Below are 21,240 nucleotides of genomic sequence, written 5' to 3'. Positions count from 1 at the left end.
CTACATATCCTCCTTATTCATGATAGCGGCTGTCATTTCTGCTTGTGCAGCAAGCACACCATCAACATATGCTTTGCCTTCCATTTTCCATAGTTTCAACTTGTGACGAATAAGACGACACTTAAGTTCAAGTCTATCACCAGGATACACAGGCTTGCGGAAACGAACTTTTTCCATGCCTGTGAAAAGGAACAACTTGTTTTCAAGCGGCATATCAGTGCTTTTCAGCACGAGAAGTCCGCCAGCCTGAGCAAGCGCTTCCATAATGAGCACACCCGGCATTACAGGAATGCCAGGGAAGTGTCCCTGAAAGAAAGGCTCGTTCATTGTCACGTTTTTATACGCGTCAATAGACTCAAGCGGAGTGTAGTCTAAAACACGGTCTACAAGTAAGAAAGGATATCTATGTGGAAGCAGATCAAGGATCTGACGAATATCGAGATTATTTTTATCGGTGGCGGTCATTGTCTGTGTACCTCTATTTTTTCAACGCTTCGATTTCTTTTTCGAGCTGTCTTACTCGCTTAAACAGGTCAGGAATTTTAGGAGAAAGAGTTGTATGACGCATGAAAATCCCCTTTTCCATCGCTGGCATACCGGCCATGGTTACACCTGCCGGAATGTCTTTTCCTACTCCAGTTTTCGGTCCTACAGTTGCGCCGTCGCCAATGTTCAGGTGACCGGCAATACCAGCCTGTCCTGCCATAACAACACCGTTACCAACTTTGGTAGAACCGGAAATACCCACCTGTGACACAATAAGGCAGTTACTGCCCATTTCTACATTATGCCCGAGCATAACAAGATTATCAATTTTGGTTGCGTCGCCGACACTTGTAGAACCAAGCACCGCGCGGTCAATGGTGGTATTAGCACCAATTTCAACATCGCTACCGATTGTTACATTGCCGATCTGTGGAATTTTCTGCACTCCATATTCTGTTGGAGCAAAGCCAAATCCATCAGCACCAAGCACAACCCCTGCATGAACGATGCAATCATCGCCAAGAGTAGTTTCTGCCATGAGCACAGCATTTGGGTACAGAAGACAATCAGATCCAACAGTTGAATCTTCCCCGATGTAACAACCCGGGAAAACAACGGTGCCGGAACCGATAGTAGCACGCGGACCAATGAAGGCATGCGGATAAACGGTAGCACCATCAGCAACTGTTGCAGTAGGATCGATGAAAGCCAGTTCAGAAACGCCCTTCATCTCACCTTGCGGCTTAGCAAAAATAGCAACGCAACGAGCAAAATCGAAATACGGGTTTTCACTAATAAGCGCGCGCTGAACATTCTCTACCTGATCGGCAGTACAAACAACTGCACCAGCTTTAGTTTCTGAAAGCTTAGACGCGTACTTAGGATTAGCTAAAAAACTAAGTTCTGTTTCCAGGGCATCATCTAGGGTGTTTACACCTGTAATTTCAAGATCTTCACCAGCAAACTCAAGACCAAGATGTTGTGCGATTGTAGAAAGCAGCATGCTTAACCGTATTCCTTATTTTTTTGCTTTTTTCTGAGCAGCTTTAATTTTTTCGAGTTTAGCACGGTACAAACGGTTTACAACAACCATTACCTGCTTGGTCACGTCTACTGGCTTTTTGATGTACAAAACTGCGCCCTGCGCTTTTGCAATGATCATTTCGTAGCCGTTTTTCTGACCGAACTCGCGAGTAGCTTCAAGCATAAGAGCAGACATATCACGAAGAGCAGACTGTTCTGCTGCACGTGCGCGCTGTACGAACTGCTGCTGACGCTGAGCAAGAGCTCTTTCTTCTTTACGAAGTACTGTGATTTTTTCTTTCTTTGCGTCCTCGGAAAGAGCCTGGCTCTGAACGCTGAATTCTTTTACTTTTGCATCAAAAGCAACTTTATCGTCTCTAAGTTTCTTGTCTTCAGCGCCAAAGGTCTGCTTCATAGCTTTGGTGATTGCCAATGCTGGTTCAGAATCTTTAGCGATGACTCCAAAGTCAACTTCACCGTATTTTGCAGCTACTGCAGGTGAAGCAAAAAGGAAGGTACAAGCCACTACCGCTAAAAGAATATTACGCATTGAATGCTCCTAAAAAAAATTCGTTACTTAACAACATGTTAATCATTTAACCATCAATAAAAACTATCAAGAGAATTGAGTGGATAGCTTCATCATATTCCGCAGTCAAGAACTTGCGCGTTCTTGCCACTCAATCAGTAACAGCAGGTATAGTACGAGGCATACGCTGCGCTACCAAAGTAAATTGTCTGCTATGAAATAAAATAAACCCCATATTACAGCACTAATTTACCAAAAGTCAGTACTACACAAAAACTCTATGTGCTGTCAGTGAGAAATCGACCTTGCCTCGTATTATTTACCAGCAGCTACATCGCTGCATAGTTCTTCAAATTATGTCTGTAGGTACTCAATGCATTAGCAATGCCTGCTGCCAACAGGTTCAAGTACGAATTGTTTCGTAATCGCTTTGCTTCTGTCTTGTTTGAACAATACCCCAGTTCCACAAGAATGGATGGCATCTTTGCGCCCATAAGAACGTAGAACGGCGCACTTCGTACTCCATTACTTTTAGATTTCCAGCCCCTTGCACGTACCGTTTTTACCATGCTCTTCTGAACCAGTTCCGCCAGAGCTTTAGACTCTTGCATTTTGGAGTTGAGCATGAGGTCGGTCAAAATAAACTGTAAATCACTAATGCGTTTCTCTGTGATTGCGTTCTCTCGAGCAGCAACACGACGTGCACTTTTTGATCTGGCAAGGTTCAAATAATATGTTTCAATGCCGTTCACGCTAGTTTTTCTGTTGGCGTTAATATGCAGTGAAACGAATAAATCTACCTTTTGCACATTCGCTTTAGCAGTACGTTCTTCAAGTGGAACAAAAACATCTGTGGAACGTGTATACAACACGTTAAAGCCTTTTGCCTTAAGTTTTTTACCCAACATTTTCGCAGTCTTAAGAACATAATCTTTTTCGCGAATTCTATTTCTTGATGCACCGGGGTCTTTGCCGCCATGTCCTGCATCAATCATAACAGTTTTCACGGTCAAACCGAGTTGCTCAACAAGGTCAGGAATCTTACGGGATGTCGGAATTGTGCGTGATGGTTTCTTAGTCTTATGCACTAAGACTTTTTTGGATAGATCCACCGGAGGATGGCTCATCTTTCCATCTTTGGGAGCAGAGACATCCACAACGACCCTGTAAGGATTTTCTAAAGCAAAAACGGTATATTTCTGCACTGCTTCGAAATCAAGCACAACACGGCTCGTACTCGGAACAGGTTTACCAACGCGAATCATTCGCAAAATACCGTCGTAAATTTTTAACTCGTCCTTAACGGACTGAGTCGGAACAGTTCTGTCCAGATCAATATAGAGTCTGAAGGGTAAGTTTCGGGACGGATCAGCATTTAAGAACTTATACTGATGCTTCGTCGCGCCGCTCAGGTCAATAACTACACGGGTATAATCATTACTACTCGTAAAACGGATACCTTTAAGCGCAACGTTGCGGGATGACCTGTTGGTTTTCCTTACTTTTGAAGGAGTTGACTTCGCAGGCTTCTTTTTAACGGTAGATTTGGACGCAACTGATGAACGGGAGTTACGAACCTCCGCAATAATTTTACGGTGGAGGGCTCGTGCTTCTTTGTACTTATCGCCGGATTGGTATTTTCTAAGAATCGTATTCAACGTTCGTCTTGCTTCTGTAGCCTGATTCAAATTGTAATATTGAATCCGTGCCAGTCTGAATAACGAATCGTCTGTCCAGGAATGCTTGGTAAACCGCTTTGCGCATCGGTTATAATAGTCAACCGACGCCTGATAGTCAGAACGAAGGTACGAGCGCTTTGCCAGTTCTTCGTTCACCCGCCCCATATAGTACAAAACCTTGGGAGCGTAGGAACCATCAGGGTTAGTTTGATAAATAGCAATAAATTTGTCTTCCAACCTCTTCCAGTTGGAACGATAGCGTGCTTGTTTGGGATTCTTAACAAGAGATCTGAACTGATTCAACGCGGTTTGGTAATCCCGGCTAATACTGGCGTAGGAATCTGTAACTGAGAGAAGAAGTATAAGAAGAAGCAAAGGCAAACAAAGCATGCCTTTTTTTCTGGTAATTAGCATAGTTTTCCTAGTTAGTCCGCGCATTGAAGTTCAAAGTTAGAATAAAGCCACCTGTTACAAATCATTATAAGGATACTGGAACCTGCCGCAGGGTGCAACCCCGACAAATACTTTACCATAAAAAAAAAGCGCGGCCATAAGGCCGCGCTTTTACATAATTGCATTTAGAATGCCTGTCCCATTGCAAATTCGAAGCGAGGAGATTGTTTTTCCCCGTTTACATCAGCAAGTGGGATACCATATGCGAAGCGTAAATCACCCATTGGAGAACGCCAGCGCAATTCAAGACCGGTACTGTAGAGCCATTCTTTGTTGGAGGTAAGACCATCATCTTTGTCATCAAAGTCAATACCGATGTCAAAGAAAGGTACTAAAGTCATACCCAGATCATTCTCAAAATACCACTGGTATTCAAAGTTTGCGAAAGCCATACGTGTACCACCGATTTTATCACCGTCAGCCTGACGGACAGCAAAGTCGTTGATATCGTAACCACGCACACTGTTAATACCACCAATCCAGAAACGTTCTACAATTGGGATATCATCATGAGAGCCACCATTTGGAAGCAATGCGCCAGCTTTAGCACGTGCCATTAATACGTGGTCGTCATTCAAGGCGTAGAACTGGCGAGCTTCACCAGTAACTTTAATAAAGTCATCAGTACCCTGAAGGAAGCCACCACCGTAGTTAACGGTGAAGGTTACGACGTTACCACCAGTCGGACGCTGGAAGTTATCGATGGTATTACGTGAGAAGGATGCGTTAAGAACACTTGCATAACGAGTGCCGTCATCGGACTGCTCTTTAATAAGGTTACTTGCATCGTCATCTACATCAGTAATCTGGTACTGGTCGAAACGGTAACCCGCATAAACGCGAGACCACTTTCCGACAGGGTAACCAAAGCTGACTTTACCACCAGTTTTGTCGTAATCGTAATCGTCATATTCAGTTTCTGTAATGTATGTACGGGCACTGAATGAAAGATCACTATCGTAAACACTCGGGTTCAAGAAGCTCAAGTCGTAGGAAGTCTTTTTGGAAGAGAAGCTGGAAGTAAAAGCAAGTTTGTAGCCTTTACCCCACAAGTTATCTTCCTTGATTGAGCCGGAGAAACCAACACCATCATAGGAAGACCAACCTACACCAGCCATAATAGAGCCGGTGTTTTTCTCTTTCACTTTAACTTTGAGGTCAACTTCATCCTGCGTCTCAGTTGGGACGAGGTTTACGCTTGCTTCAGAGAAGTAGCCGAGGTTGTTCAATTTACGGTTACTGTCACGCAGTTTATCACCGTTAAAGAGTTCACCGTCAGTCAATTCAACAGCACGACGTACCACGTTATCACGCGTACGGGTGTTGCCTTCCATTACTACACGACGAACATAAACTTTGTTCTTTTTATCAATCTTGTAGGCGACGTTTGCAATGTTGCCTTCCTGGCGCTGAATGCCGAAGTCAACTTCTGCGTAGGCATAGCCATAGTTGGCGTACCAGTCTCCAATTTTGGTGCTGTCTTCACGAAGAACGGTGTAGTTGAGGTACTCTTCTTCAGCCTTCCACTCATCCAGTCCGATAAGAGACAAGTAAGTAGCGTCAGGTTCAATAAGGTCACCTGTAAAGGTGATTGTACCAAGTTTGTAACGCTCGCCCTCTGAAACAGGGAAAGTAATTACAATACCATCTTCTTCGTAATCAACGCGACCGTTACCAACTCGAACATCAAGGAAGCCTCGGTTCAAGTAGTATGCAGAAATAGCTGCAACGTCACGCTCAAGGAAGTCTTCACGCAAAACACCGGTACCGGTGAGCCATGAGAGCATTCCTCGTTCAGCCAAGGCGAGTTCATCCTTCACATCATCAACATCAAGCTTTTCAATACCTTCGAGCTTGATTTCTTTAATGTAAAGTTTTTCACCCTCTTTGACATTAAAAGTAAGTGTTGCACCGGTGCTACCGCGTTCAATTTTGTAATCGACTTCAGCAAGGTAGTAACCTTCCTTTCTGTACAAATCACGAACGCGTGCAATATCGTCTGAAAGGAACTTTTCGTTAAGAACAGCTCCCTGCTTAGAGTTAATTGCAGCAAGGATATCATCATTATCTACGACATCAGAGCCGGAGATTACGATGTTATTGATTCTCGGTTTTTCAACAACGGTGATAACAAGTTCGTTACCATCACGTTTTTTCTCAACACCGATCTGCACATCACTAAAGTAACCAAGGCCGTAAATACGCTTGATTTCTTCGTTAATGCGCTTGCTGTCAAGGGCATCACCCTTCTGGATTCGCATACGCAGAAGAACTACGTCCGGGTCCAGAACTTTGGTGCCTCGAATAACAATATTAGAGATAGACTGCTTACGCAGCATCTCGTTTGTAGCCTGAGCAACAAGCTCATCTACAGCAGGAAGCACATTAATAAGTCCAGTCTTATTAATGTAGATAGGCTTCGCAGGCTGAAGCCCGTAAGCTTCTACCAAACGTGCATCAATAGAAAGCTGTTCCCCGACCTGTGTGAAGCTACCGTAGACAGCATAGTCTGCGTTAGACAACAAAGACAAATCGCGAACAATTGAAATATTAAGCTCGGAAACAGAGTTTTCTGCTAAAAGTGCTTCCAATTCATCATTTGGAACAATTGAAAAGTTTTTTGCAGCTAAACGCTCCCCGATCAATTCCGGCAGTCCATCTTCCAGATAACTCAAGTCTTCTCCTGAGTTAACCGCAAAAGGCAGTACAAGTACCCGAATTCCATTCCGTGGCGCAGCAGATGCGCTTACAGCCATTAGCAGCGCAAGCAACATGAAGACCATGACAACGCACGGTCTAAACTGTTTGGACATAAAGTTCTCCAGCTCGCAGTTCAAGACGGCGACGCATAATATCCGACAGTTCAGGATTATGCGTAACTACAACCAGTGTCATACCCAGCTCATCATTTAGTCGAAGAAGTAATTCTCCAACTGATTCGCCAGTGCGTTCATCAAGATTTCCGGTGGGTTCATCTGCAAGCAAAACAGAGGGGTGCATGAGTATAGCACGAGCAATAGCTGCCCGCTGCCTTTCTCCACCCGACAGTGTTGTGACTTTATGTTCAAGACGCCCGCCCAGTCCAACAAGTTGCAACATCTCGCTGGCCCGTTCAAAGGCTTCTTTTTTAGTCACTCCACCTATTATTGCTTGCATAGCGACGTTTTCAATAGTGGAAAATTCCGGCAACAAATGATGAAACTGAAACACAAACCCGATTTCTCGATTTCGTAGAACAGCCTTCGCGTCATCAGTGAGTTCCGCAAGGTTTTTACCATTAAAAAGCAATTCGCCCCTCGAAGGAATATCAAGGGTCCCCAAGAGATGCAAGAGAGTACTTTTACCTGACCCTGATGCACCAGTGATGGCTAATGCCTCACCTTGCTCAATAACGAGGTCTAAATTGTTTATTACCGTCAGCAGCTCAGCAGGACCATCATAGTCCTTACCCACTCCCCTCAGTTCATATAACGGTGCAGCACACATTATTCGTACCTCAAAGCATCTGCCGGTTCCAACTTTGCTGCCTGCTTAGCTGGATACAGTGTGGCAATAAAACAAAGCACCATAGCAGATACTCCAATTGCCACTAAATCTTTCCAGTCATAAATAACCGGCAGCTTATCTAGTGAGTACACGCCTTTTGGCAGTTGTACAAATTGATAACGCTTGAGCAATTCCCCCACCCCGAGTCCAAGAGCAAATCCTAGAGCGGTACCTACCACTCCAATAATTGTTCCCTGCAGCATAAAGATTCTGCGAATCTGCTTTTTGGTTGCCCCCATTGACATAAGCACTGCTATATCGCGGGTTTTTTCCATAACAAGCATGACCAGAGTGGTGATAATTGAAAAAGAACCAACAAGCACAATAAGCGTAAGGATAACGCCCATTGCGGTTTTTTCCAGTTTCAATGCAGCAAATAAATTGGCGTTCATATCCATCCAGCTTCGAGCATAGAACGGATATCCACCGAGTTTTTCAGTTATTTTTTTGGCGACAGTGTCCGCACTGTTTACATCGCTGACAGAAACTTCAAGCCCTGTGACAGCATTGTTATCCCACCCGAGTAATTCTCGTGCAGAATCAAGTGTTACAAACGCAAGGGAAGAGTCATACTCCCACATGCCTGTTTTGTAGATGCCCACAACTCTAAAGTTGCGAACCCGCGGAACAAAGCCTTGTGATGTTTTCTTGCCTGAAGGTGAAAGAAGATTAATACGTCGCCCAACGCCTACACCGAGACGCTTGGCAAGTTCTTTACCGATGATAATTCCCGGGAGTCCCTTACGTTCGAGATCCGGAAAACCACCGTCTTTCATATAGTTGCGAATGGTAAGCACTTTGTCCGCAGACTGAGGCTGTACCCCGCGCAAAATAATACCTTTCACGCCTTGAGGTGAGGAAGCCATAAGCTCTGAGTAAATAAAAGGGGTGGCTCCGGTTACACCGGAGACACCCTCAATTTCTTTGGTCAACTCAGTATAGCCGGACATATTGCCGCCTGCACTCATGGTAATTACGTGAGCATTCACGCCCAGAATTTTATCCCTCAAGTCCTTAGTGAAACCATTCATCACACCCAGAACTACGATAAGCGAAGCAACACCGAGTGCAACTCCGAGAACAGAAATAATCGAAATAACCGATATAAAAGACTGTTGCCGACGTGCAAACAGGTATCGCAGCGCTATGAAGGACTCAAATTTCATAAGCTATGGCTAACTCTCCGGTTTAAGGAGTGGGAAGAGAATGACTTCACGAATTGATGGTGAGTCAGTCAAAAGCATTACAAGACGGTCAATACCGATGCCCTGACCAGCTGCCGGAGGCATGCCGTATTCAAGAGCACGAAGGTAATCTTCGTCCATGTAATGTGCTTCATCATCACCCGCTTCTTTTTCAGCAACCTGATCAAGGAAACGCAAACGCTGATCAACAGGATCGTTAAGTTCAGAGAATGCGTTGCTGAGCTCACGGCCAGTCATGAACAATTCATAACGGTCAGTAAAACGAGGGTCTTCTTCGTTTTTACGAGAAAGCGGGGAGAGGTCTGTAGGGTAATTGTAAATGAAAGTAGGCTGAATCAAATCCTGTTCCACATCAAGGTCGAACAGTTTGGCCTGAAGCTTAGCAAGCTTCTCACCTTCATGTACTTTCTCCCCACGGCTTTTCAGATGCGCAGCAAGCTTATCGTAATCGTCGTAAAGTTCGCTGGTGTGACCACCAACAACCTCTAAAGATTCGAGGAAGCCGATACGCTGCCAAGTACCCGGAGTCAGGTCAATTTCCTGTCCCTGGTAAGTAATAACGGTAGAACCGCATACTTTCTTAGCAATGTGTCCGAAAAGCTCTTCTGTAAGATCCATCAGATCTTTAAAAGTTGCATACGCCCAGTAGAACTCACACATGGTAAATTCTGGGTTATGCTGAGTTGAAACACCTTCGTTACGGAAGTTACGGTTAATTTCAAAAACTTTTTCGAAACCACCGACGAGAAGACGTTTCAAGTAAAGTTCCGGCGCAATACGCATGAACATCTCATGGTCTTGTGCGTTATGGTGGGTAACAAACGGACGAGCAGTCGCGCCACCAGGAATTGGATGCATCATAGGAGTTTCAACTTCCATGAAGCCTCTGTCTTCCATAAATCTACGGAACTCACGTACAATAGCAGTACGTTTGCGGAAAATTTCGCGGGTCTTAGGCGTTACGATAAGGTCAACGTAGCGCTGACGGTATCGAATTTCAACGTCTTTAAGACCATGATATTTTTCTGGGAGCGGACGGATAGACTTCGTAAGAAGCTCAACGCTCTTACAGTCTATAGTCAGTTCACCTGTTTTAGTGCGGAACAATGTACCCACAACACCAACGATATCGCCGATGTCAAACTTCTTAAACTTCTGGTACGCTTCAGTACCAAGAGTATCGCGGGCAGCATAACACTGCATTTTACCGCTTTTATCAAGAACGTGGAAAAAGGTAACTTTACCAAAAGAACGAAGACCGACAATACGGCCTGCGCAGAAGAATTCCTTAGTAAGGGATTCTAATTCTTCGGAATCAAGTCCTTCATATTCTGCACGAATTTGAGAAAAATCGTGGTCCTTTGAAAACCCGTTTGGGTATAAAGGAATGCCTGCATCCAATAAGTCGCAGGACTTTGCCACTCTATTCTTCACCACTTCGTTTAACTCGTCACGGTCAACGAAGCTTTCCAGCATAGGCATGAAGTAATCAGCCTGGCTGGATTTAGTGGGAAGTTTTATCTTTTTACGTTTTGACTGTTCCTGTTCGCTCACGGGATCACTCCGTATAATGAATTCGATCACTGCTGAATTGGGAAGGGTTATTCCAATTACTAGCAATCGTCAAGGAACCCTCTCATCTCTGAGCATAAAATTGTTTTTCCCAATTTTTTTTTACAGAAACATAAAAAAGGCTTGACGGTATCTGAGGTTTTCTCTAAACACTTTTTCGCACTGAGGGAAACACCTCAAGCACACATTCCTCGATGGCTCAATTGGCAGAGCGGGTGACTGTTAATCACTAGGTTGTAGGTTCAAGTCCTACTCGAGGAGCCAGAATTCATAGCCTCTTTCGCAAGAAAGAGGCTTTTTTTGTGCCCAAAAAATATTTGGCACTAGAACAATACGTACCTCACTTAAACAAACTTCTCCTAGAAGCTCCGGCCAGACCACTCAAACTAAAGACATGTCAGAATCTACCCACCCCACGCAACTTAGCACATGCATAATGGGCGTAATCTATTATAGTCATTTTAACTTCTTGTAAAAGTTACTGTTGACGTAAATACCAACTGGCGTTATCGGTTTCGCTATTCTTTATCCCCATACCTATTCCCCACAGAAATTTGACTCATACTATTCATTTTCAAGATAGTCAGGAGACTCACATGTCCTTAGCTCCCCCTTTGGCACCTGTATTGGACAAGAAGCAACAAAAAAAAGAACGATTAAAAGCTCAAGCCATAGCCAGTGGTGATTGTTACATATGGGCCTACGTGACCTACCCGATTGTTATCACCGTCATCGGCTTATTCAGCACACTACTAGATAGCTTCCCTGACACTACCATCGCTGCAATTGGAATGTCTTTTCTCATTGTTGATCGCCAAGCGCTCAAGCACCGCGAAATCACTCCACCTCACTGGGGATGGATCATTCTTGGCCTTCCTTATATATGGAAGCGCTGCAACATACTTAAAAAGAGCAAAACACCGTTTTGGCTCGCTACAATGACTATAGTTATACAAATTGCGGCGATGACGATTAGCCTTACCCTATTGACTACAGACTATAAAATAATCAAAGAACAGATTCCAAGCATAGCGACAGAACTACTCCAAGAACCTGGCACTCCTGCTCCCTACTTCGGTGCAACCTGTGTAAAGCTTTCAGGTTTTAAAGACTTTTCTGATGGAAACCTCTCATGCACACTGGATAACGGGGAAAGAATCTTCATTGATATTCTCACAAATGAAAAAGGCGAATCTTACGTGATGTGGTCTCCGTATAGTGAAACCTCAAAAACAAGTACCGACAACATCACCTCAACGACTGCTAACAAAACCTCTCCACCACAATTAAGGTAGTACTTCAACAAGAAGCCCCGATGAGATCAGGTATATTTTCTTTTTTTTTCTTTTTTATTGTATTTTTTGGTTGACGAGTGCGTAGCAAATCCGTAGACACATTTTCGCGCTAAGGGAAACCGAAGCACACATATTCCTCGATGGCTCAATTGGCAGAGCGGGTGACTGTTAATCACTAGGTTGTAGGTTCAAGTCCTACTCGAGGAGCCAGAATTTATAGCCTCTTTCGCAAGAAAGAGGCTTTTTTTATTTCTCATACATATCTCCAACGTATCCCACCTGACACAACTCACTGTATTTATAAATAAAAACAGATTATAACTTTTGGTGTATAGTTTTTATACACGGTAGACGCAGTTCTCATTACTGCGTATTCTACCCAAGTTTAATTTGCAGGATGACGAATTTCCAATACTCCTGCTTACTATAGTAAACATAACGCAGAGATAGTACTCACATTTCCGTACTATATTCTGTGCCCGTGCATAAACTTGCACAGTGTTGCGACACGCAGCCTGCTGCACAAGGAGATATTATGAAAAAAATTCTATTTGCCCTTGCTTTCATCTGCATTTTTGCAACCGCTGTGTCTGCTGACGCCAAGTTTGGCAAAATGGACACAAACAGTGACGAAAGTGTTAGCTGGGAAGAATTTTCAGCAACCTACCCTTCCATGAAAGAACTCGCGTTCCAGACTATCGATAAAGATAAATCCGGCGGAATCTCTCATGATGAATGGCACGGCTTTATGGCAGGCCATAACACCGGCGAGAAAAAAGGCGGCGGTATGATGGGTGGCGGCATGATGGGCGGAAAAGAAAAAATGGGCTCCGGCGCTCCTGAACTCATTGCTCCTCCTACTAAATAATCAGTCTTAGAGCATTACAGCAAAAAAAAAAGTCGACCTTTGGGTCGACTTTTTTTATGTCTTCCGTTCGCTATAAACAAATATGTAGCTTCCATTAAACCTCTTTTACGATATGATCATTGTGTGAGCATTGTTCTTTTCTCAATAATCATAACTTCACAGGATTATCACCTACAATGAGCCTTGCCCTTTTCTACTTTTTCCTCAAAGGTCTTTTAATCGGACTAACTATCGCTGCCCCTGTCGGACCTGTCGGAGTTCTATGTATTCACAGAACACTTAAATACGGCAAACTTGTGGGCGTAATCTCCGGACTCGGCGCTGCTTCCGCAGACCTTTTTTACGGAGCTGTTGCTGCATTCGGCCTTGTTGCCATTACAAATATGATTACTGAGTCCAGCACAGTCATCAGGTTTGTTGGTGGACTTCTCTTTCTCGCTATCGGCATCCACATGCTACGCCAACGTCCAGCCTTTGTTTCTGAAGCAAGTGATGTAAAAGAAGAAAAAAACAAGCCAAGCCTTCTTACTGCTTGGCTCAGCACTTTTGTTCTTACAGCTATGAACCCCGGTACGATCATTGCGTTTACAGTTATCTTTGCCACCTTCGGCATTGATAGTGATGCAGGTGCCCCCGGCGCTGCTTCACTGGTTCTCGGTGTATTCCTCGGCTCTGCTATCTGGTGGTGTGGTCTCTCCTTCTTTGCAAGCGCTATGCGCACATACGTAAAGCAGCACAGCAGACTCATTAACAAAGTCTCAGGTACGATTATCATCGTTTTCGGTACCGCTTCATTAGCCAGCCTACTCTTAGACATGTAATGGATAAATCCTTGGGATTAGCACCCTGAGGATTAATTTGCCTGCAAAGGCATTGTCTATTGCCAGACCACTACGCAATCCTTATATTCCGCCCATGACAAAAACATGGAATCAAAAATCAGAGCGTCCAGTACTCGGGCGTGCACCACTCACACAGCCTGCATTTCTTCCTATGTCCAAAAAGGAAATGGATGAACTCGGCTGGGATGAGCTCGATATACTCTTCGTTACTGGCGACTCTTACGTCGATCATCCAAGCTTTGCCGCCTCTCTTTTGGGACGCTGGCTTGTAGCACATGGATATCGCGTAGGCATTATTGCTCAGCCCCGCTGGGATAAACCGGACGACATGCTTGTAATGGGTCGTCCGCGTCTCTTCGCTTCTGTAAGCGCAGGTGCCATTGATTCCATGCTGGCGCACTACACGGCGTTTAGAAAAAAACGTCACGATGATGCGTACACCCCTGGAGGCAAAGCAGGATCTCGTCCGAACCGTGCCACCATTGTGTACTCAAACCTCGTTCGTAGTGCGTTTCCTAACATTCCGGTTGTCATAGGTGGTATTGAAGCATCATTACGACGCATCACTCACTATGATTTCTGGACAGACAAACTTCGCCGCTCCATCCTGCTCGACAGTAAAGCGGACTGTGTTGTCTATGGCATGGGCGAATACGCCATGCTCCACATAGCTCATGTTCTCGACCAGTACGGCGAAACATCCGGCACACCATTTTCATACATTGCTCAAGATGTACGTGGCATTGCCTACATGGGAACCCATGACGAAATTCCGTCACAGGCTAACATCGTAGAGCTTCCATCCCATGAAGAAATTGATGCGGACAACAAAAAACTTATGACTGCAACGCTTAGCCTTGAACGTCATGTTCAGGAAGCTGACGGCTGGGCTATTCAGCCAGTCGGCAAGCGCGCAGTTCTTCTTGCTCCGCCAGCTCTGCCGTTGTCTGAAGATGAAATGGACGAACTTTACGGTCTGCCGTACGCAAAAGCACAGCATCCATCCTACACTGAAAAAATTCCGTGCGTTGACATGATGACAACGAGCATCACAACTCACCGAGGCTGTGGTGGCGGCTGCTCATTCTGTTCTCTGGCATTGCATCAGGGCAGAAGAATCACATCACGCAGTAAAGAATCCATCATTCAGGAAGTGGAAAACCTCACTCGCAACAAGCGTTTCAATGGCTCTATCAGCGATGTAGGCGGCCCTTCTGCCAACATGTGGCAGGCAAGCTGTAAGGCTGACCCTGAAAAATGTAAGCGTAAAAGCTGTATGCACCCGAAAGTGTGCCCGCAGTTTGCTGTGAATCAGACAAAAGGCATTACACTGCTGCGTGACATTCAAAAGGTTCCCGGAATCAAAAATGTACGCGTTGCCAGTGGCGTTCGCTTCGATCTCGCACAAAAGGATGAAACAGCCCTTCGTGCATACACCATGGAATTCACCGGCGGTCAGCTTAAAGTTGCTCCGGAACATATTTGTGATGCTGTGCTGAATCGTATGCGAAAACCGGGTGTTGCTTCCTTTGAACATTTCCTCGGCGCATTCAAGAAATATTCTGAACAGGCAGGAAAAGAGCAATACGTTGTTCCGTACCTGATGAGTGCATTCCCGGGCTGTACAGACAACCACATGCGCGAACTTGGCAACTGGCTTCGCTCCAGAGGCTGGCAGCCACAGCAAGTGCAGTGTTTCATCCCTACACCGGGTACTGTAGCAACAGCATCTTATTTTGCTCGCATTGATGAAAACGGTGAAGATATTTTTGTCGCGTACACCGATGCTGAACGTCTTCGTCAGCACCATATTTTGATTCCAAGTGTCGGGCGTAAAGAGAGCAAGGCACCACAGGGAAAACGCGGAGCATACGCTGGCAAGTCAAATGGTAAGCCAAATGGTAAGCCAGACTCGAAACGTGGTTCCAGTAACCATGCCTCCGACAAACGTTCCGAACGCAAAAGCCAGCCTAAACGTGAGCAGCAACCAGTTCCGACCGGCAAATCTGGTCCGAAAAAAGCATCTCCATTCTCTGTGAACAACCGCTAGTTACGAAGATACGTTTCCAGCGATGTGCAAGGGTGTAAAATCACCCCTCATAAAAAGATAAAAGCTCAGGTCGACAAGCAGAAATTCTGCAAGCCGACCTGAGCTTTTTTTATACATATAAACGCGACATACTTTTTTCAATGCATACGCGCGTACTTTCGTCCTATTCAGATGAAAAATTACTTAACAACCACTCAACAGTGCCAGAAACTGCCCACCGTTCTTGATCGGGCATGCTTAATGCTTCTTTTTCAGTGCGATTTGAAAGCTGTGCAATAAGATAGTTTTCCAAAAGCGTTACAATTTCTGATTCGATGCGCTTACCATGCAACAGTTGTTGAACAATTTGTTGCTGCTCATCCTGAGAGAATACAGAAAAAAGCCTTGCCGCGTAATCCCTGTCTGTTTCCAAAAGCAGTAAAATGACTGCACCTTGAATTGAAACAGGTTCACTTCGGAGTATCAATGCTACGTCTTCTACGGGGACAGACAGAATCAATGCAAACGGCATATGCACTCTGCTGTTCCGGCATAACGCGACAACCTGCGCCATATCTTTCGCAGCAATTGATCGAATCATAAGGCGCCGAACAAGTGCACTGTCCACGACTAAGGCTCCGACGCTGACAATCGAACTATTCCGGCTTTTCAATAATGCATTTACCTGCTCAGGATACAACGACGGCAATTTTCCAGCCTCACGTAAGAAACCCGCAGCTGCTTCCGGAGAAAAACTGCTGAGCACCTGCGCGGCATGGCTTTCGCCAAGCGCAAGTACTGAAGCAACAAATTGCTGCGATTCAGACAGAACCGTTTCAATCCCTGCTCTATGACCGACCCTTCGATCTATGGCTTCCTGTTTATCTTTGCTCATCTTTTCAACAAGCGTCAGTCTTCTATCTTCGGACAACTGCGAAAGTATAACGGCTGCGGACAATGGATGCTGACTTACTAATTCAGCCCGTAGGGCTTCATTATCCAACCGTAAAAGCCGCTCTACTGCTGAAGTATCAATCTCTGTAAATTCTGGAACAAGAATAGACTGTTCCCCTGTAAGAATCGGGAGAATCTCCTCAAGCATCTTTTCAGGGAACACAATCATCATCGCACCGCTGTTGCTTGCGGGATCACGCCCTTCAGCGGTGTTCATATCTATGCTGACAGAAAGCTCACAAACGATGCAAGGTTCGTCCAGCCAAAAATGTTTACTGTAGAGAGCTGGTTCATCAGCTTTGCTGTGCTTGGATTCAACTTCATAAAATGGAGCCAAAGCCCATTCCAAATCAAGCAATAGCAAATGAAGCACGTGGCGAACCACATTGCTTGCGATGGGAAAAACAGGAATATTTTTTTTGCTCTTCTTCAGCTCTGCCAACCTGCGAAGTAACTGAGGAACCGGTTCCTGTTCCCCTGCGGAAAAAATAGCGTTAGCAAGCCCGACCGCAACTTCACGCTCCATTCCGAAAACACTCACACCATCCAGAGGAAACATAGAAAAAGTTGTTGCTACAGGATGATCCATCCGCAGCCATACATCAAACGGGGCACGTGCGGAACGAACAGCTTTTACATGACAGGACTGATTTGTCATTTTACACAACCGCTTTGATGCCACGGCTGCAAACTTATTTAGTACTTTGTCGAGCACGGGGAACTGCATTGATTTTTGGTATCGATACTCAAGTAAATGAGTCAACGTGCCATGCTTTTGAGCATCCGAAAGTTGTTTGGGCGGCAATCCCAGAACAAAATTTGAACCGGAAACACTGCCTGACGAACTGTCATTTTCAGCGTCATCCGAAGGACTTTTCAAAAGCCACTGCATCTCTTCGATAGTCACTTCATTATTGGGTGACGCCGACTTGTCTGATCCGAACAGCTCGGTCACTGGATCATTTTCGACACCGGTCAGTGATGCTTGCCATGCCTCATCAGACCACGGATCAAGATCTATCGTAACCTCAATTTCAACCTTATCTGTCTCGCTATTTGTCTTCTGTTTTCGTTTCACAGAAGAACCTGACGCTTTAACCAACGTATCAGCGAGTACTTCAGGCGCATCTGTTGGCACATCAGCAGAGACATCGGCAGATGACTCGCCCAGCTTAGCACCAACTGAACCCTTTACGGAGTTAGCGTCATTTTTCTTCGAATGAAAAGGGAGGACTTTTCCTCTTACCCGTTTTTTAGTCATACGCATTTCCTGAGTATACTGTTCTCTGTCAGCCTAACAGCTATCTATATATACTGATACTATCGCTACGCCCAAGTATATCTATACTACAGTTAGAAAAATTTGCACTACCCTTCCGATTATATATACTGACGTAATCGGAGCATTCACTACAAAAAAAGCACTGTACCCCTTGCCCCTTTTCGAACATGCAGATACCCTACCAAGTGTTATATTTAGCATAGAGTGGGACGTTAATTTTCATTTATCATAAATAGTTGCGTGCGCATCAATTTATAAAAGCGATTCCAATAGCACTATGCAGTTATACACTGACCAAGGCACAATTCATGATGTTTCATTTCCTGTTATGACGTTAAAACTAACGTCATACTCTGCTGCGAGGAGGATACGGTGGCTACAATGGATACTTCCTATTGGAGAAGGAGTATTTACAATATTCTTGATGGATTAAGCGACGGCTTGTCCCACTTTGCCGGTCCTAGCCGAGTAGCATTGCTCATATGCCTTGAAGCTGAGGGGCCTTTTTACATTCTTGATCCGCAGAACTTGCTAGATGGTCACCAGCCACGCCTTAAAGATCTTTATACTACTTTTCAGGAAACGACTTCTTGCAACCTTTTGCCTGAATTCAATCCATCAGACGATCCACAGCTCTCCGGTCTAATCGCTTATGGTGGTTCCTGCACCACTCTTCCTTTCCAAATGTGGTTTACAGAAGAACACCCTGACATTTGTTCCAAAGGCCCAACCTTGCGCTGGCTGGAATATGCAGCAACACAATTATGTGCGGACTTTGGTCAAGGCGCAGGGCTACGCAACGATACTTCCAGCTATGTACTGCAAGGATACGCCCAGCACGCCATCCGTGATTATATTATCGACAAACGTAGCGAAGCTTTAGGAATGGATACATATTTACGTATTTATCCTACACTTAATGCTATTTTGGGTATTTCAAATACGCGGGAAGAAGGGGAATGGCCGCGAGGTAACATTGCTTTTGTAGAACCGCGCCTTTTGCAGCATGTTCATTTCCAAGCATCATTTCCTCGCATGGAACAACCGTTGCTCGTAAATCTCCGCCATTGCAGAAAGACTCTGCAAGCAGTGGAAAACACAGAACGGTTTCTTATTTCAGATGGGTGTACTCTTGCTGGGGTTGCATCCGGTGACCTTCCTCCCGGATCTATCCTTGCGACCTTTGAAGGTAACCATGGGATGGTCAAACTTGATGATGAACTCATTTGCAGTTTTGCGTCAGGTAATTTTCTCGCAACAAACCGCAGGCCGAACCTTGTTCAGCTGGAAGAAGCGCTGCTTGAGTCCAACTTAACACCGAAGCAACAGCATAATATTTTTCATTATATTACACGCGTTGTTATACAAGCACGGGAACGTAAGCACGGCTGTACTCTCGTATTAGACCTCAATACAATTCCGCGAAACATTGCAGGCCAGACACTCCAAACTCCATTGGATTTGAGCATGCCGGAAAACATCGACATTGCATGTTCCCTTGCAAAGGTTGATGGCGCATTGCACATCAGCAAATCGTCTACTCTTCTCGGCTTCGCATGCCTGCTGGACGGAAGGACAGTTCCCGGAGAAAACAGAGCGCGTGGAGCACGATTTAACTCCGCAGTTCGTTTTACTGCCATGCACAAAAATATCATCACTATTGTTGTGTCATCTGACAGACCTGTATCCGTTATCCAGCACGGCATTGAACTGACTGCCCAATGCCGATGGAAACCGATAAGCTATATATCAACACCGCCACGCCTTACCGACTGGCTCGAAGAATAACTATTCTATCGGAACACCCTGAGTAAGAAATGCAAAGCCGTATGAAGAACCGGTACCAAGCATAATGCTTTCGATAATCGGCACATCAACTGCTTTGTCCGCTTCCCATTTTACGATGAAGTTAGCGCCGGACCCACCTTCGTCGTCATCAAGCTTTACAACATAACGCAAAGACTCAAGCGGCGTCATAAGCACAGGCTCGTCCAGATAACTACGCAACAACTTTCCAGCTGTGTCATAAAACTCTACACTGAGAATACGGATACCTTCTGCACGGCTTGTATTTCGAATACTAAGCGTAGTCGTAAGGTTAATCTTTGCTTCTTTATTCCCATGATAAATGTAGGAATACGCCGGCACATACAATGTTTGCTTATTTTGCATTGTTCGGGCAGCACTTAATGCTGGAGAAAAGGCCACCGTCGCAAAAAGAAACAACCCCATAATCCACGACACACGTCGAGTTATCATCTGCTCCTCCAATACCGATTTTTGTTGCAATTTTTCTATGTTACTCTACCAAACTTCATTCAATCCCGAAAGACTATTCCCATCTTTCACGAAATGTTACGAAGCAACACAACCGGTTATCTCCCTTCAATACATACCCACATAGACACTACAAAATAACATACTATAATAACATAGTATTTAACACCTTCTTTGATTCAGGCATCAGCATAATGGTTTCGTAAAAGAAATCCGTTACGGCATATTCCAAACTATGCTACGCTCTAGCACACTGCCAATCACTCCAGTTGTCAGTACTGCATGTCAGACACACTACGACTTGAATTCAAAAACAGACTGCGATATTCTGTTGATATAGAAATAGATTTGATACTTGGACTGCTACCAGTCTTCATAATAGAAACGGAGTTTACTATGGCTAACTACTGGCTCGTTAAATCTGAACCCGGCTGCTACTCCATCGACACCCTTGAAAATGAGCCGAATCAGATAACATCATGGGATGGCGTACGAAATTATCAGGCACGCAATTTCATGCGCGACGGAATGAAGCTTGGCGATAAGGTACTATTTTATCACAGCGTCACCAATCCTTCCATCGTAGGCGTATGCGAGGTTGTCCGAGAAAGTTATCCTGACCACACAGCATGGAATCCGGAAGACGATCATTTTGATCCCAAGTCAACCGTCGATAATCCCCGCTGGTACATGGTAGATGTTAAGTTTATAGAAAAACTTCCGCGAGCTCTCTCGTTAAAAGAATTACGTCAGGTCCCAGGACTGGAAAGCATGGAATTATTACGTAAAGGCTCCCGTCTTTCTGTAATGCCCGTGGATAAAAATGAATTTGATATCATCTGCAACCTTGCAAAGGAGCAGGCATGAAAGAAACTAAAGAACGCATCACTCAATTAGAAGAGCAGCTGTATTTTCAGGACAAAACCATCACTGAACTCAATGAAGCCATAACCAGCCAACAGTTCCAGCTTGATGAAATGGAAAAGAAGATGGAAGCAGTGATCATGCGAATCCGTCAACTTAGCCCAGCCCTTGATGATGGCGGCGTGGATGATGGACCACCTCCACATTACGGTGGAAACTTTTAGTAGTAGAGTTACCTGCGATGCGTAGCCTCGCAGCAATACTCTTCCACCCATTCTGTAAATAAAAAAAGGCTGTCCTTCGTATGAAGGACAGCCTTTTTACTATTAAAGCTAT

At 44.8% G+C, this 21,240-nt stretch carries 17 protein-coding genes and 2 tRNA genes; 9 read left to right on the top strand and 10 right to left on the bottom strand.

Annotated elements, in window-relative coordinates; all coding sequences use genetic code 11:
• The 8 genes from fabZ to lysS form a co-directional block, all read right to left on the bottom strand.
• Positions 1-465, bottom strand: coding sequence for a 3-hydroxyacyl-ACP dehydratase FabZ (fabZ, locus tag MKHDV_RS14245; RefSeq protein ID WP_160716434.1), 465 nt, complete (start codon positions 463-465; stop codon positions 1-3).
• Between the two features lie 13 nt (positions 466-478).
• Positions 479-1,489, bottom strand: a complete 1,011-nt coding sequence (lpxD, locus tag MKHDV_RS14240; RefSeq protein WP_160716432.1) for a UDP-3-O-(3-hydroxymyristoyl)glucosamine N-acyltransferase — start codon at positions 1,487-1,489, stop codon at positions 479-481.
• A gap of 15 nt (positions 1,490-1,504) precedes the next feature.
• Positions 1,505-2,059 carry an OmpH family outer membrane protein gene (locus MKHDV_RS14235; RefSeq protein WP_160716430.1) on the bottom strand — a complete coding sequence of 185 codons (555 nt, stop codon included), beginning with the start codon at positions 2,057-2,059 and terminating at the stop codon, positions 1,505-1,507.
• A gap of 308 nt (positions 2,060-2,367) precedes the next feature.
• Entirely contained in the window at positions 2,368-4,131 is a 1,764-nt protein-coding gene (locus tag MKHDV_RS14230) for an N-acetylmuramoyl-L-alanine amidase (RefSeq protein WP_160716428.1), read from the bottom strand.
• 164 nt (positions 4,132-4,295) lie between these two features.
• Positions 4,296-6,983, bottom strand: coding sequence for an outer membrane protein assembly factor BamA (bamA, locus tag MKHDV_RS14225; protein ID WP_160716426.1), 2,688 nt, complete (start codon positions 6,981-6,983; stop codon positions 4,296-4,298).
• Positions 6,967-7,656: an ABC transporter ATP-binding protein gene (locus MKHDV_RS14220; protein WP_160716424.1), complete on the bottom strand. Its 690-nt coding sequence runs from the start codon at positions 7,654-7,656 to the stop codon at positions 6,967-6,969. Before MKHDV_RS14220 ends, bamA begins: the two co-directional genes overlap by 17 nt.
• Positions 7,656-8,882 (bottom strand): lipoprotein-releasing ABC transporter permease subunit, encoded by a 1,227-nt coding sequence (locus MKHDV_RS14215; protein WP_160716422.1) that lies wholly within the window; start codon positions 8,880-8,882, stop codon positions 7,656-7,658. Before MKHDV_RS14215 ends, MKHDV_RS14220 begins: the two co-directional genes overlap by 1 nt.
• A 9-nt stretch (positions 8,883-8,891) precedes the next feature.
• Positions 8,892-10,397 (bottom strand): lysine--tRNA ligase, encoded by a 1,506-nt coding sequence (gene lysS / locus MKHDV_RS14210; protein ID WP_160716514.1) that lies wholly within the window; start codon positions 10,395-10,397, stop codon positions 8,892-8,894.
• A gap of 284 nt (positions 10,398-10,681) precedes the next feature.
• On the opposite strand from lysS, the gene MKHDV_RS14205 reads away from it, so the two are divergent.
• The 6 genes from MKHDV_RS14205 (at position 10,682) to MKHDV_RS14180 (ending at position 15,548) form a co-directional block, all read left to right on the top strand.
• Positions 10,682-10,757 (top strand) — tRNA-Asn (locus MKHDV_RS14205).
• Positions 10,758-11,089: 332 nt separating this feature from the next.
• Positions 11,090-11,788, top strand: a complete 699-nt coding sequence (locus tag MKHDV_RS14200) for a hypothetical protein (RefSeq protein ID WP_160716420.1) — start codon at positions 11,090-11,092, stop codon at positions 11,786-11,788.
• A 134-nt stretch (positions 11,789-11,922) separates the two neighbouring features.
• Positions 11,923-11,998: transfer RNA gene (locus MKHDV_RS14195), tRNA-Asn, on the top strand.
• Between the two features lie 325 nt (positions 11,999-12,323).
• A complete protein-coding gene (locus tag MKHDV_RS14190) occupies positions 12,324-12,656 on the top strand; it encodes a calcium-binding protein (protein ID WP_160716418.1) in 333 nt (110 codons plus the stop codon).
• 176 nt (positions 12,657-12,832) lie between these two features.
• Positions 12,833-13,477, top strand: a complete 645-nt coding sequence (locus tag MKHDV_RS14185; RefSeq protein ID WP_160716416.1) for a LysE family translocator — start codon at positions 12,833-12,835, stop codon at positions 13,475-13,477.
• 94 nt (positions 13,478-13,571) lie between these two features.
• Positions 13,572-15,548: a YgiQ family radical SAM protein gene (locus MKHDV_RS14180; RefSeq protein WP_160716414.1), complete on the top strand. Its 1,977-nt coding sequence runs from the start codon at positions 13,572-13,574 to the stop codon at positions 15,546-15,548.
• A 163-nt stretch (positions 15,549-15,711) separates the two neighbouring features.
• Here the strand turns inward: MKHDV_RS14180 and MKHDV_RS14175 are convergent, their stop codons facing one another.
• The gene (locus MKHDV_RS14175; protein WP_160716412.1) at positions 15,712-17,742 is read right to left on the bottom strand and encodes a hypothetical protein; all 2,031 of its coding nucleotides are present in this window, start codon (positions 17,740-17,742) and stop codon (positions 15,712-15,714) included.
• Between the two features lie 402 nt (positions 17,743-18,144).
• On the opposite strand from MKHDV_RS14175, the gene MKHDV_RS14170 reads away from it, so the two are divergent.
• Entirely contained in the window at positions 18,145-19,551 is a 1,407-nt protein-coding gene (locus MKHDV_RS14170; RefSeq protein ID WP_162859872.1) for a DNA integrity scanning protein DisA nucleotide-binding domain protein, read from the top strand.
• Here the strand turns inward: MKHDV_RS14170 and MKHDV_RS14165 are convergent, their stop codons facing one another.
• A complete protein-coding gene (locus tag MKHDV_RS14165; protein ID WP_160716408.1) occupies positions 19,552-20,022 on the bottom strand; it encodes a DUF3124 domain-containing protein in 471 nt (156 codons plus the stop codon).
• 414 nt (positions 20,023-20,436) lie between these two features.
• Between MKHDV_RS14165 and MKHDV_RS14160 the strand changes: the two genes are divergently transcribed.
• Both MKHDV_RS14160 and MKHDV_RS14155 read left to right on the top strand, forming a co-directional pair.
• Positions 20,437-20,907, top strand: a complete 471-nt coding sequence (locus MKHDV_RS14160) for an EVE domain-containing protein (RefSeq protein WP_160716406.1) — start codon at positions 20,437-20,439, stop codon at positions 20,905-20,907.
• Positions 20,904-21,128: a SlyX family protein gene (locus tag MKHDV_RS14155; protein ID WP_160716404.1), complete on the top strand. Its 225-nt coding sequence runs from the start codon at positions 20,904-20,906 to the stop codon at positions 21,126-21,128. The genes MKHDV_RS14160 and MKHDV_RS14155 overlap by 4 nt, the downstream gene beginning before the upstream one ends.
• Positions 21,129-21,240: the final 112 nt, after the last annotated feature.

This window comes from Halodesulfovibrio sp. MK-HDV (genome assembly GCF_009914765.1).
Taxonomy (GTDB): domain Bacteria; phylum Desulfobacterota; class Desulfovibrionia; order Desulfovibrionales; family Desulfovibrionaceae; genus Halodesulfovibrio.
This window is presented reverse-complemented; position numbering and strand designations above follow the sequence as displayed.